Source organism: Sporacetigenium mesophilum DSM 16796, from assembly GCF_059569055.1.
In genome coordinates this window covers 23,100-36,045 of the sequence record NZ_JCANUR010000021.1, presented here as the reverse complement: position 1 = coordinate 36,045, position 12,946 = coordinate 23,100, and the positions used below count along the sequence as shown (strand labels likewise).

The following is a 12,946-nucleotide window of genomic DNA, read 5'->3' as shown; positions in this document are numbered from 1 at the left end:
AATCGAACCTACAACCTGCTGATTACAAGTCAGCTGCTCTACCGTTGAGCCACACTAGCATGCACACTTTTTGGCAAATAATTTGGCGACCTGGAAGGGACTCGAACCCTCGACCTCCAGCGTGACAGGCTGGCATTCTAACCAACTGAACTACCAGGCCGCAAATGGTGGGATTAACAGGGCTCGAACCTGTGACCCCCTGCTTGTAAGGCAGGTGCTCTCCCAGCTGAGCTATAATCCCAAATTTTGGTGACCCATAGGGGAATCGAACCCCTGTTACCGCCGTGAAAGGGCGGTGTCTTGACCGCTTGACCAATGGGCCTTATTAAGTTTGTTATATGGTGACCCATCCGCGACTCGAACGCGGGACACCCTGATTAAAAGTCAGGTGCTCTACCGACTGAGCTAATGGGTCATTTGTTGTGTGCCTCTCACATTTATATATAATACTATGGTTCTCGACACATGTCAACAAATTATTTAAAATTTTTCACAAAAAAAGCTGTTAAATAAGTTAACAGCTTAAAAAATATTAAAATATATTTTTCCTAATTATTGTTTGAGTTCTCTTTGGGCCTACAGATATCATATCTACACTTACTTCTACTAACTCTTCTATTCTTTTTATATAATTCTTTGCGTTTTGTGGAAGGTCGTCATAGCTTTCTACATTGCATATATCTTCATTCCATCCATCTAATTCTTCGTATATTGGTTCACATTTACCTATATCTTCTAATGATGCAGGATACTCTTTTATTATTTTGTCTCCTAATTTATATGATGTACATATCTTAATCTTATCAAATCCCGTTAATACATCTAATAACATTAACGATATACTCGTCAATCCATTTACCCTTGAAGCATATCTAACGATTACTGAATCAAACCAACCGCATCTTCTTGGTCTTCCTGTAGTAGTTCCAAATTCATTACCTTGTGTTCTTATTTTGTCTCCTGTTTCGTCAAATAACTCTGTTACAAAAGGACCTTCTCCTACCCTTGTTGTATATGCTTTTACAATTCCAACTACATCCTTTATCATATTAGGACCTATTCCTGCACCTATAGAGAAGCCGCCTGATGTTGGATGAGAAGATGTAACATAAGGGTAAGTACCTAAATCTAAATCTAATAGAGTTCCTTGAGCACCTTCAAATAATACTTTTTTGCCAGATTTTATAGAATCATATACTATAACAGATGTGTCATCTACATACATTCTTATTTTATCTGCATAATCCATATACTCTTCATATATATCTTCAAATTTAAATCCTTGTCCGCCATATATTTTTTCTATTATTTGATTTTTACTATCTACTTGCTGTTTAAGCTTAGATGCAAATATATCTTTATCCATTAAGTCACAAATTCTTATTCCAGATCTTTCAGTTTTATCCATATAACAAGGTCCTATACCTTTTTTTGTAGTTCCTATTTTATTTTCTCCCCTTGCACTTTCAGATAATGCATCTATTTCTTTATGATAAGGGAATATTATATGAGCCCTATCACTTATTTTTATATTCTTAGTATCTATACCATCATCTTTAAGCTTTTTTATCTCTTCTAAAAATCCTTTAGGGTCAAATACAACACCATTTCCTATTATGTTTATAGTTTCAGGATTTAATATTCCTGATGGTATTAAATGTAGTGCATATTTTTTATCTCCTACAACTAACGTATGTCCTGCATTATTTCCACCTTGACCTCTTACTACTACGTCTGCTTGTCTAGCCAAATAATCTATAACTTTACCTTTTCCTTCGTCTCCCCATTGAGATCCTACTATAGCAACAGTTTTCATATCATTCACCTCTATATTAAATTTCGAACACTCTACCAATATATTTTATCAAACATTCGATATAAGTTCAAACCTTTTAGTATTATTTTTATATTTGGTATGTGTTTTTCGACTTTTTCTAAAAATATTGGATTCTTTATATACGCATCGTTATTTTTTACATAATTATTAAAATATATTCCGATATGTATCTCTTATCCAAAAACTAAAATAAAGCGAGCACGTTGCTCGCTTTATTTTAGTATTAAAAAATAGTTATTGAGATCTTCTACTAACTTATTAACATTTACTTCATATTTTATAGATGCATTTTCTATACTTTCATTTTCTGATACTGGATATTCTATACAGTTTAGCCCATTATTAATAAATACTTGTGAAGAGTTTTTATCTTTGGCTAGAACTTCTGATACTGTCATGTATTTCGTAACTTTATACAATTTATTTTCCTCCATATCTTACAGTTTTTAACATATGATCAATATTTATCAACAGCTAATATGTGGATAATGTGTATAATTTTTTGTGGATATTTCAATATTTATGTAGAACCTTTTAAAATATCCACATCTTATTCAGTTTGTTTTTCAAATCTTAATGTGGATAACTATCTATATATCTACATAGTCTTGAATATATTCATTAACTTTTCTAGGTGTCCATTTTCTTCTATTATCAGTTCCCCTAGATACTTTTTAGTATTCTCAAATTTTGAAACTTGATGCATCTTTGTGTATAATAATATAGCATCTTTTTCTGCTTGTATTCCCATAAGAAGAGCCTCTTTAGAATCTTTAACATCTTTTAGCTTATCATTAGTTATACCATTTATATTAAATAGCGCTGTATCTGCTAAAGCTTTTAAGTAAGCTGATGTAGTTTCATCATATATATAATCATCATTATTTTGACTTTCATTTTTTGCTTCATTATATAATTTAGCAAATAGTATTGAATGGCCTTTTTCTTCATCTGCTAGTAATTTAAAAATATTTTTTACTTCATCATTTTCTGCTTTGTTCATAGCTTCTGTATAAAATCTTAAACCTTCAAGTTCTATATTTTCTGCTATTTTTAATGTTTCTAATTCATTTAAATAACTATTCATAATATCATCCCCTTATATTTTAATTTTATATTATAAAATTTACATTTCTCTAGCTTTATTGGCGAATTTCTGAATTTCACCTAACCAAACTAATTCTGCTGTTCCAGTTTCTCCATGACGATTTTTAGCTATTATAACTTCTCCTATGTTCTTGCGATCGGAATCTGGATTGTAATATTCATCTCTATATAAAAACATTACTATATCAGCATCCTGTTCTATCGCTCCTGATTCTCTTAAATCTGATAGCATAGGCCTATGATCTGATCTTTGTTCAGGGGCACGGGATAATTGAGATAATGCTACTACAGGGCAATTTAATTCTTTTGCTATCATTTTTAAAGATCTTGATATTTTAGATATTTCTTGTTGCCTACTTTCATTTTTCCCATCACCCTCCATAAGTTGAAGGTAATCTATTAGTATTAGGTCTAAGCCCTTTTCCATTTTAAGTTTTCTACACTTAGATCTCATCTCCGGTATCGTTATACCTGGTGTATCATCAATATATATTTTTGAGTTTGATAATACAGCCATAGAATCTATAATTCTAGGCCAATCATTTTCATCTATATTCCCAGTCTTTAATTTTTTTAATTCTACAGTTGACTGGGCTGATAACATACGTTGAACTAATTGTTCTTTAGACATCTCTAAACTAAATACTGCGGCAGATATTCCTGCTTGTAGAGCTGAATTTTGAACTAGATTTAGAGAAAATGCAGTTTTACCCATAGCTGGACGTGCTGCAATTAATATTAAATCTGTTCTTTGCAAGCCATTTATTTTTTTATCTAAATCAGTAAAACCAGTTGTTATACCTGTTACTCCACCCTTATTATTATATAAGTCTTCTAGTGAATCATAGGCACTCATTAACACTTCATTTATACCTTTAAAATCATCACTTGCTTTTTCTTGAGATATATCAAAAATCTTCTTTTCTGCTTGCTCTAATATTTCTTCTATCTTTGTAGCATTATTATATCCTAAATTCAGTATATCGTTAGATGCTTTTATAAGCTTTCTAAATACCGACTTTTCCTTCACTATATCTGCATAATACTTTACATTAGATGTTGTAGGAACTATAGTCGATAAACTAGTTAAGTAACTTATACCCCCTACTATATCTAAACTATCATCTTTTTTTAATGCTTCCGTTAATGTTATTAAATCTATAGGTTCACCCTTATTACTCAAAGACATCATAGCATCATATATTATTTTATGAGCTTCTTTATAAAAGTCTTCTGGTTTTATAATTTCAGAAACTGTGACCATAGCATGCTTATCCAATAGTATAGATCCTAATATAGATTGCTCTGATTCTACACTATGTGGAGGAATTTTCATTTTATCCTCCATTTATATCACCTCTAGTATACTGTCTATTGTTTTTCCTTAACATCTACTCTTATCTTTGTAGTTACTTTTTGATGTATTTTCATTTCTACAAATCTTGACCCCAATACTCTTATAGGCTCATCTAATGATATTTTTCTTTTATCTATAATTATTTCATGTTTTTTCTTTAATTCATCAGCTATATCTTTAGCTGTTATAGAACCGAATAATCTTCCGCCTTCTCCAGCTTTAGAATATATAGTTATATTTAATTCTTCCATTTTTTTACCTAATTCAACTGCCGCTTCATATTCTTTTTGTTCTTTTATTTCCTGAGATTTCTTTTTTTCATTCAATACTTTTAAATTATTATTATTAGCCTCTGTAGCTAAATTCTTAGGAAATAGATAGTTTCTTGCATATCCATCGCTTACTTTTATAACTTCACCTTTTTTTCCTGTTCCTTTTATATCTTTCAATAATATAACATTCATTTAGTTTTCCTCCTTTAAATATTCATCTATAATGCTTTCTACCATTTTATATGCTTCTTCTAATGTAGTATCTTTTAATTGCGCTCCAGCTATATCTATGTGGCCTCCTCCGCCTAGTTTTTCCATAAATATATGAACATTAATATTTCCTAGAGACCTTGCACTTATAAATACTGTATTATTACTAGTCATTCCTAATACAAAAGATGCTTCTACCTCTTTTATATTAAGCAATTCATCTGCCGCTTGTGCTACTACTATATTTATATTAGGTATATTGCTTTTAGAGTATGCTAAACATATTGTATTATTTATCACCTTTGTATTTCTTATAACTTCCGCTTTAACAATAAAATTATCTAAATCAGTTTTAAATAGCTTTTTAACTTCTACCGTATCGGCTCCTAGCTTTCTTAGGAAAGAAGCCGCTTCAAATGTTCTAACTCCTGTTTTAAATGTAAAGTTTTTAGTATCTAAGCTTATACCAGATAATAAACCTTCTGCAGTTATATTATCTATCTCTAGCTTATCATCTATATACTGTACTAATTCTGTTACCATCTCACAAGTTGATGATGCATATGTTTCATGGTAAGAAAGTACAGTATCATTTATAAACTCTACACCTCTTCTATGATGGTCTACTATAACAATTTTTTCTGATATCTCAAGAAGATCTGGACATTCTGTAAAGTTTGGCCTATGAGTATCTACAACTACAACTAAGGTCTTTTTTGTACAATTTCTTATAGCATCTTCTCTTGATATAAATAATTCATCATAATAATTAGATGATTTTAATTTATCTACGAATATATCGATTGAGATATTTGACGAATTTAATACTATGTTTGCCTGCTTATTACACCATTTACATATATCAAATATGCCAACAGCAGCTCCTAGCGCATCAAGGTCTGGATACTGATGGCCCATTATATAAACTTGATCACTTTCTAGTATAAGTTCTTTAAGAGCATGAGCTATTAGTCTAGATTTTACTTTTGTTTTCTTTTCTATTGCCTTTGATTTTCCTCCAAAGAATATAGACTTATCTTTACTTTTTATTACAGCTTGGTCTCCGCCTCTACCCAGTGCTAGGTCAAGGGCGCCTGCTGCATATTTTAGATTTTCTTTTATTGTATCTCCATCTACCCCTACACCTATACTAATAGTTACCGGTAGGTTATTTCCATAATCTATTTTTCTTATAGTATCTAATATGGTAAATTTTCTAGATTCTAATTCCTGTAATTTGCTTTTATTTAATGTAAGTATATATTTGTCTCTGGATGTCTTGCTTATAGCAACACCTAAACTTGACTCCCAGTTTTTTAATATCTTTTCTATTTCTGCAGATAAAATCGGTCTCATTTCTTCTCTAGCGCTTTGCATAACCTCATCGTATCCGTCAACTTGTATAAGTGCCATAACATTTTTTTCATCATTATATTTTTTGACTAAATCTAGGTATTCGGTCTTATCTATCCAATATAACATCATTACATACTTAGTTTTCGAGCCTTGCTCACTTTTTATTATATTATAAATAATAGTATAATTCTTTCCCTTATGCTCTAAATCTGTATATAACTCATTACTTTCATTCAAAACTTTTCTTAGGTTTATATTAGGAACAATATCTTCTATGTTTATTCCTAATATGTCTTTTTTATCAGTTATATTTACAAACTTATTGTTATACCATGTTATACTGCCATCGAACTCTAGTATACATAATGGTATAGGTAAATTAAGTATAGCTTTTTTTGTTGTTTCATCAATGTCTAGTGATAAGCTTTCTATGTATTTAGTCCATTCATTTCTTCTTATATTTGTCACTTTCCAATTGTGAAATACAATATATGCAAACATAAAGAAAAAAAACATACCTACATATATGTTGTAGTACAATAAAAAAACACTTAATATACCTATTATTAATATATATAAATTATTCTCAGGCATATTTAATTTAAAGGCTAGCTTGTCCTTCATAAAGCCCTCCTATTTAAATCTTCTTACCTTTCTAAAATCTACTATACTATCGACAACACCAACTAACGATAGTATATAGGTAATTGGCCCTAATAATATAGAAAATATAAACAATATTGTTTTAGTAGATTTATTAATAAACCACTTATTTAGGTAATATGTATATACCGATAGACCTTGGATTATAAACATACACATAAATATTAATTGCACATTTATCATTATGTCCTTAGTATTAATAGTTTCTATATTACCTAATAATAATCCTACTAAGTATAATAACAATAAAATTATTAGAGTATTTCCTGGTAAATAAAAATTAGAGAATTTAGGGAGTTCCCCCTCATATTTCTTGGTTCTTCTTAGTATAAATACAGATAAATAATAAGTTATAAAAGCTGACATAAACCCATACATAACTAAGAATGCTGGTATTATGGTTTTTATAACATCCATCATAGTATCTATATCAATAGGTTTTACTTGGGCAGAGTTCATACTTTCTAGTGTTTGCTTTTGTATTTGTAATCCCTCTTTAACAGTTACCATAAGTGACTCTATAGGGTTAATATTTAATAAAATCTGTGAACATCCGAACAAAATTAATATAGATATTATAGATGCTATAGTTCCCCAATATATTGGTTCAAAATCAAGTTTACCGTCTTCATTATTACTCATTTTATACCCGATAATAACCCCAGGTATTATATATATTAGCATTGAAGTTGAAGCATTTAGAAAATTAATAGTTATTAATAATATAAAAAAAGATACTACAGCCGACATTGCTGTATACTTAATTCCGCATCTGCTCGCTATTATAACATAAGGCACAGGTATAACAAATGCTAATAGTGCAAAAAATGGTAAATATGTTACTGCTAAGCAAAGTATTATAGCTATTGCTGTTATTAATGAAGCTTCTGTCATTCTCTGCCTATTATTCAATAATTATCACTCCCTATGATCTATGTGTTTTTTTAGGCTTGATAAGTCTCCATACCATCTTTCTATACTATGTTCTTCATTTATAGCTGTTTTTATCTTCTCTTTTATCTTATAGTCTACATCTGAAAAACTTACCCCTAGTCTTTTTGATAACAAATATGTAACCATTATTATATTCGCTAACGTATCTTGTAATACTTCATCTAAAGGCTTTACTCCTTTATAAAGCAAATTGAATAAATCGCCTATACTTACTAGTATTTCAGTTTTCATCCATTCTATTATTTTTATATTTCTAGTTACTTCTAAATTCCGGTTTAATCTCAAATTGCCCCCCTCCTTAATATATAAACATTATATCATAAATGTCCCATTATTAACCAACAAAAAAACGAGCCTAAGGCTCGTCCTCTTTAATCTATTGTATATGGTAATAATGCTATATTTCTAGCTCTCTTTATAGCAATTGTTATTTCTCTTTGATGCTTAGCGCAAGTACCAGATATTCTTCTTGGTAATATCTTGCCTCTCTCAGTTAAATACTTTTGTAATCTGTGAGTTGTTTTGTAATCTATTTTAGCGTTTCTATCAGCACAGAATTGACAAACTTTTTTTCTTCTACGTCTCTTCTTATTTATCATGACTTTTTCCCTCCTTTATTAAAACGGTATATCGTCATCGTCTATAGCTTGGAATCCTTGAGGATCTAATCCAGAAGGTTCAAAACTAGGTTCGAAATTCGTATTGTTATTTCCTCTATATGAATTATCTGATTTATTTTTGCTGTCTAAAAATTGAACTCTATTAGCTCTTATTTTTGTAGCATTTCTTTTTTCTCCAGCTTGATTTTGATAGTTATCTACTCTTATAGCACCTTGAACTCCAACTAAACTTCCTTTAGATAAGTAGTTAGCGCAGTTTTCAGCGGCTTTATTCCAAACCTCTATATTAATAAAGTCAGCTTCTCTTTGGCCTTCTTTATTAGTAAATTCTCTATCTACAGCTATTGAAAAGGTGGCAACTGGTGTACCTGTTCCTGGGATGTATCTTAGTTCTGGGTCTCTAGTTAACCTTCCCACTAACACAACGTTATTCATTAAAACACCACCTTAGAATTTATATTACTCTTCTATTGCGATTATCATGTGTCTTATTACGTTTTCATTTATCTTTAAGTTTCTATCGATTTCTTTTGGTAAATCTCTATTAGCTTTAAAGTTAACTAAAACATAATGACCTTCTGAAACCTTAGCTATTGGGTATGCTAATTTTCTGTTACCCCATACGTCTATAGATACTATTTCACCATCAGTAGCTACAACGTCTTTTATCTTGTTAGATACAGCTTCTTTGCTTTCATCATCTAAATTTGGTCTTAATACATAAACTAATTCGTAGTTTTTCACGATACTTCACCTCCCTTTGGACTTAGCGGCTCTGCTTTAACAGAGCAGAGAAATGAGAATTAAAATCTCATACTTTGTCATTTTATCATGATTATTTATAAAAGTCAAATATTAAAGATGATTTTTTAAAAATATATTTTAAAAACTTTTTTAAGTAAATTATGTATATTAATTGAAAAGGTTGTAGAAAATATTATTAGATAACCCCCATAATTTAATATATTTCATCCCAATCTCCCCCTTACATTATAAAAAGGAGTGGTATAAACCACTCCCCTTTTTTATGTCAAAATTTAATTTTTATTACATAATTTCTTTTAAAACTTCACCTATTTTAGTTATACCTTCTACTATTTTTTCATCAGGCATATTAGAATAGTTTAATCTGAAAGTATTTTCTTTTCCACCATTAGGGAAGAATGATCCTCCTGGAACATAAGCAACGTTCTTTTCTAAACATTTAACCATTATTTCCTTTGCATCCATTCCTGCTGGAAGTTCAACCCAAGTGAATAATCCACCTTCTGGATAAGTGAACTTAGCTTCAGCTGGGAAAGTTTCTTTCATAGTGTTAAGCATTAAGTCTCTACGTACTCTGTAAACAGCTTTGATTTTTTCTACGTGAGCATCTAAGTCATACATATCTATGTATGTAGCAACTTCTCTTTGAGATATTGTTGATGCTTGAAGGTCAGCACCTTGCTTTATAGTTATGTATTTGTTTAATATTTCTGGTTCTGCAGCTACCCAACCTATTCTGTATCCTGGACAGAATATTTTTGAGAAACTTCCTAAGAATATAACTAATCCTTTTTCATCCATAGATTTTAATGAAGGTAATATTTCTCCTTCAAATCTTAATTCACCATATGGATTATCTTCTATTACAGGTATTTCGAATTTGTTTATTAATTCCATAAACTTTGTACGTCTTTCCATTGGCCAAGTTTTTCCTGTTGGATTTTGGAAATCAGGTATAACATATATCATTTTTATATTTTCAGTTGTTTCTAATATTTTTTCTAATTCATCCATTAACATTCCTTTATCATCTGTAGGAACTTCTATGAATTCAGGGCCGTATGCTTTAAATGCATTTAATGCTCCTAAGTATGAAGGGCTTTCACATAAAACAACATCGCCTTCATTTAAGAATATTTTTCCTGAGAAATCTAATCCTTGTTGAGAACCACTAGTTATAGCTATATCATCAGCTGTAACGTTTGTTTGGAATTTTCTATTCATTCTTTCTGCTATATGTTTTCTTAAAGGAGCATATCCTTCTGTAGATGCATATTGCATTGCAGCTCTTCCTTCTTCTTTTAAAACTTTAGTTGAAACTGCTATCATTTCTTCAACAGGGAATAATTCTGGAGCTGGAAGTCCACCTGCAAAAGATATTATTTCAGGTTTTTCAGTTAACTTTAAAAGTTCACGTATTTCTGAAGCTTTAAGATTGTCCATTCTGCTAGCAAATTTTACTGCCATATTAAGCACCTCCGGGTTTTTTTTTGATAATGTTTTCCCCTACTATTTTATTATAGCAAATATCCTTTATGATTTCAAATTATTCTGATTTTCATTATACTTTTACAAATTATTTTTTATTACGACTTTTTTTATCCTTTTTTCTAGTGTTTCCCTATCTAGTATTAGTTGTTTTTCACATTTTATACACTTTATCTTAAAGTCCATTCCACTTCTCATTATTTCAAATTCTTTGTTTCCACATGGATGTTGTTTTTTTAGTTCTACTATATCTCCTATATTGAGAATCATCGGCATGAAAATACCTCCTAATCTATTTTTCTTATTTCTTTTTTCCCATTATCTAATCGTTTTACGTTAAATATTCCATTATAAAGAACTTCATTAATTTCTAATAAACTTTTTATGCTTTTTATGTCATTTTCAGAAAATCTTATAGATATACCACAACTTGAACTAATTTCTCTTGGAGTTGGCAGTGTAGAAACCTTTATATTATTTTCTATAAATATTTTTTCTGACCTTATTGCATGATGAGTTGAGTCAAATGAAACAATATACATATCGTTCATATACATATCTCCTTTTATCAAATATCTAATGAAATAAAGACTACAAAATGTAGTCTTATATAGATATAGTATTTTGTGAATTTGTAAATATCTCCACTATGTTATACATATTTGTTATGCTTCCTACTTGAAGCTTGTCCTTTACATTATAGTAATCTAAACAAGTTCCACAAGAGATAATATTTACTCCATATTCTTCTAATATTTTTAAATTTTCAACAGTTGCTTCATTTACTGTAGCTAATTTAACTCCACTATTTACAAATATTATATTTTTTGGATACGGCTTTACTTCAGTTAGTGCATATATAAATCCTTTAATTAGCACTTCTCCTAATTCGTCATTTCCTTTTCCCATTTTATCAGAGGATACATATATAGTTCTATTATCTATATCTTGTTTAGGAATTTCTTTTATGACTATATTTCCTTCTCCCTTTTTTATCTCTATATAGAATAGCTCATCTTTTTTATTATGAGAAACATCATAATTCATTGATTTAGCAAACTTTAATATGTTTTCTTTTGCTATTTCATTGTCAACTACAGTAATTACTATTCCATTTTCTATATTGTCTAATTCTTTTTTTGTTTTTATAACTGGCTGAGGGCAAGCAAGACCTCTAGCATCAACCTCTATTCTCATTGCACCATCTCCTTAGTCAAATCTAGTTTAATTTTAGCATAGTAAAACAAATTAGTGCTATAGGATATTTCTATATTTAATAATTAGGGTATCTAATTTATATATAGCAAACTTATCTTTTTACTTTGAAGCAAAGCTATAGTTTTATCGCTTATGTTTATTATTTTATATATTTTTGAATCAAAATCATGCTGATTATTATCTATTATACTTTTTATCTCATTGTCGTTATAAACTATATAACTATTATCATAACAACTTATACCCTTTACATACTTCATTATATTTTTCTTTTTTAATTCTAGTTTGTCATCTATATGTATTAGGTTATTTTTATCATCTATTGCTACTATGTATTTCTTCGTATTTTCTACAAATTTTATATTATTGTCTATATTTATATCTTCTTTGACTTTCAGATTGTCATTTAATATATATATATTATTAGTATCTATACAATAAAATTTATCATTTAAATATTCAGTCTCTATGAACATGCTATCCTTAAACTTATTTGTGTTTACTATATTTCCCTTTAAATCGTATTTATCTACAATACTAACTAAGTCCTCTTCAGTATTAATATATGTTAGAATTATGTTGTTTCTTACAACATCTAAGTCAGTAATAGTTCCATTTATAGGCATAGTCTTTATTTTGTTATTAGCTTCATATAAATCTATATATTCCTTTTTATCATATTTATAATGGTATAAAAATATTTTTTCATTAACACTCTTAAATGATATCGGCATCTTTGTAAACTGTTTTTTGAAAATTATAGTTCCATTGTTATTTATGCTATAAGCTATTTTGTTATGTTTATCTAGTATATCTATATACTTAGATGATTCTATATAAAAATCTTTTGACTCTATGTTTAAATCAAATACCTTTTGTCCTTTTTCATTTAGTGCCTTTAAATATTCACCGTCATAAAATATTAGGTTGTTTTTATAATTCAGTATTTCTGCATTTTCATTTGAATCTATACTTATTTCTTTTATAACCTTTATTTTATCATTATTAAAATATGTTTTTATGCTCTCCATGGTTTTTGGATTTACAAAAAATACAATCATTATAAAAAGTATAATAATAATCCTACCCTTTTTCATTT

At 29.2% G+C, this 12,946-nt stretch carries 16 protein-coding genes and 4 tRNA genes; all 20 read right to left on the bottom strand.

Features of this window, described 5'->3' with window-relative positions:
• Window positions 1–83: 83 nt before the first annotated feature.
• A tRNA-Asp gene (locus BS62_RS13565) sits at window positions 84–160 on the bottom strand.
• Between the two features lie 5 nt (window positions 161–165).
• A tRNA-Val gene (locus tag BS62_RS13560) sits at window positions 166–241 on the bottom strand.
• 6 nt (window positions 242–247) lie between these two features.
• Window positions 248–322: transfer RNA gene (locus BS62_RS13555), tRNA-Glu, on the bottom strand.
• A gap of 17 nt (window positions 323–339) precedes the next feature.
• Window positions 340–415: transfer RNA gene (locus BS62_RS13550), tRNA-Lys, on the bottom strand.
• 117 nt (window positions 416–532) lie between these two features.
• Complete coding sequence (locus tag BS62_RS13545; protein WP_496491814.1) at window positions 533–1,816, bottom strand: adenylosuccinate synthase; 1,284 nt, start codon at window positions 1,814–1,816, stop codon at window positions 533–535.
• A gap of 233 nt (window positions 1,817–2,049) precedes the next feature.
• Window positions 2,050–2,256, bottom strand: a complete 207-nt coding sequence (locus BS62_RS13540; RefSeq protein ID WP_496491813.1) for a DUF1858 domain-containing protein — start codon at window positions 2,254–2,256, stop codon at window positions 2,050–2,052.
• Between the two features lie 179 nt (window positions 2,257–2,435).
• On the bottom strand, window positions 2,436–2,924 hold the full coding sequence (locus tag BS62_RS13535; protein WP_496491812.1) for a ferritin family protein: 489 nt from the start codon (window positions 2,922–2,924) through the stop codon (window positions 2,436–2,438).
• 39 nt (window positions 2,925–2,963) lie between these two features.
• A complete protein-coding gene (dnaB, locus tag BS62_RS13530) occupies window positions 2,964–4,292 on the bottom strand; it encodes a replicative DNA helicase (RefSeq protein ID WP_496491811.1) in 1,329 nt (442 codons plus the stop codon).
• Window positions 4,293–4,315: 23 nt separating this feature from the next.
• Window positions 4,316–4,765, bottom strand: coding sequence for a 50S ribosomal protein L9 (gene rplI, locus BS62_RS13525; protein WP_496491810.1), 450 nt, complete (start codon window positions 4,763–4,765; stop codon window positions 4,316–4,318).
• Window positions 4,766–6,763 (bottom strand): DHH family phosphoesterase, encoded by a 1,998-nt coding sequence (locus BS62_RS13520; RefSeq protein WP_496491809.1) that lies wholly within the window; start codon window positions 6,761–6,763, stop codon window positions 4,766–4,768.
• Between the two features lie 9 nt (window positions 6,764–6,772).
• The gene (locus BS62_RS13515; protein WP_496491808.1) at window positions 6,773–7,714 is read right to left on the bottom strand and encodes a YybS family protein; all 942 of its coding nucleotides are present in this window, start codon (window positions 7,712–7,714) and stop codon (window positions 6,773–6,775) included.
• A gap of 6 nt (window positions 7,715–7,720) precedes the next feature.
• Window positions 7,721–8,041 carry a MazG-like family protein gene (locus BS62_RS13510; RefSeq protein WP_496491807.1) on the bottom strand — a complete coding sequence of 107 codons (321 nt, stop codon included), beginning with the start codon at window positions 8,039–8,041 and terminating at the stop codon, window positions 7,721–7,723.
• Window positions 8,042–8,127: 86 nt separating this feature from the next.
• Entirely contained in the window at window positions 8,128–8,355 is a 228-nt protein-coding gene (gene rpsR / locus BS62_RS13505; RefSeq protein ID WP_490142774.1) for a 30S ribosomal protein S18, read from the bottom strand.
• Window positions 8,356–8,373: 18 nt separating this feature from the next.
• Window positions 8,374–8,811 carry a single-stranded DNA-binding protein gene (locus BS62_RS13500; RefSeq protein ID WP_496491806.1) on the bottom strand — a complete coding sequence of 146 codons (438 nt, stop codon included), beginning with the start codon at window positions 8,809–8,811 and terminating at the stop codon, window positions 8,374–8,376.
• Between the two features lie 24 nt (window positions 8,812–8,835).
• A complete protein-coding gene (gene rpsF / locus BS62_RS13495) occupies window positions 8,836–9,120 on the bottom strand; it encodes a 30S ribosomal protein S6 (protein WP_496491805.1) in 285 nt (94 codons plus the stop codon).
• Between the two features lie 303 nt (window positions 9,121–9,423).
• The gene (locus BS62_RS13490; protein WP_496491804.1) at window positions 9,424–10,608 is read right to left on the bottom strand and encodes an aminotransferase-like domain-containing protein; all 1,185 of its coding nucleotides are present in this window, start codon (window positions 10,606–10,608) and stop codon (window positions 9,424–9,426) included.
• A gap of 102 nt (window positions 10,609–10,710) precedes the next feature.
• Window positions 10,711–10,905, bottom strand: a complete 195-nt coding sequence (locus BS62_RS13485) for a DUF951 domain-containing protein (RefSeq protein ID WP_496491803.1) — start codon at window positions 10,903–10,905, stop codon at window positions 10,711–10,713.
• 11 nt (window positions 10,906–10,916) lie between these two features.
• Window positions 10,917–11,180, bottom strand: coding sequence for a putative Se/S carrier protein (locus BS62_RS13480; protein WP_496491802.1), 264 nt, complete (start codon window positions 11,178–11,180; stop codon window positions 10,917–10,919).
• Window positions 11,181–11,235: 55 nt separating this feature from the next.
• Window positions 11,236–11,826: a sulfurtransferase-like selenium metabolism protein YedF gene (gene yedF, locus BS62_RS13475; protein ID WP_496491801.1), complete on the bottom strand. Its 591-nt coding sequence runs from the start codon at window positions 11,824–11,826 to the stop codon at window positions 11,236–11,238.
• A gap of 92 nt (window positions 11,827–11,918) precedes the next feature.
• Window positions 11,919–12,944 (bottom strand): hypothetical protein, encoded by a 1,026-nt coding sequence (locus BS62_RS13470; RefSeq protein ID WP_496491800.1) that lies wholly within the window; start codon window positions 12,942–12,944, stop codon window positions 11,919–11,921.
• Window positions 12,945–12,946 lie beyond the last annotated feature (2 nt).

Coding starts and splice junctions, on each gene's coding strand:
- BS62_RS13485 (WP_496491803.1), bottom strand. CDS start 10,905: ATGCCGATGATTCTCAATATAGGAGATATAGTAGAACTAAAAAAACAA.
- dnaB (WP_496491811.1), bottom strand. CDS start 4,292: ATGGAGGATAAAATGAAAATTCCTCCACATAGTGTAGAATCAGAGCAA.
- BS62_RS13500 (WP_496491806.1), bottom strand. CDS start 8,811: ATGAATAACGTTGTGTTAGTGGGAAGGTTAACTAGAGACCCAGAACTA.
- BS62_RS13535 (WP_496491812.1), bottom strand. CDS start 2,924: ATGAATAGTTATTTAAATGAATTAGAAACATTAAAAATAGCAGAAAAT.
- BS62_RS13520 (WP_496491809.1), bottom strand. CDS start 6,763: ATGAAGGACAAGCTAGCCTTTAAATTAAATATGCCTGAGAATAATTTA.
- yedF (WP_496491801.1), bottom strand. CDS start 11,826: ATGAGAATAGAGGTTGATGCTAGAGGTCTTGCTTGCCCTCAGCCAGTT.
- rpsR (WP_490142774.1), bottom strand. CDS start 8,355: ATGATAAATAAGAAGAGACGTAGAAGAAAAAAAGTTTGTCAATTCTGT.
- BS62_RS13490 (WP_496491804.1), bottom strand. CDS start 10,608: ATGGCAGTAAAATTTGCTAGCAGAATGGACAATCTTAAAGCTTCAGAA.
- BS62_RS13480 (WP_496491802.1), bottom strand. CDS start 11,180: ATGAACGATATGTATATTGTTTCATTTGACTCAACTCATCATGCAATA.
- BS62_RS13470 (WP_496491800.1), bottom strand. CDS start 12,944: ATGAAAAAGGGTAGGATTATTATTATACTTTTTATAATGATTGTATTT.
- rplI (WP_496491810.1), bottom strand. CDS start 4,765: ATGAATGTTATATTATTGAAAGATATAAAAGGAACAGGAAAAAAAGGT.
- BS62_RS13545 (WP_496491814.1), bottom strand. CDS start 1,816: ATGAAAACTGTTGCTATAGTAGGATCTCAATGGGGAGACGAAGGAAAA.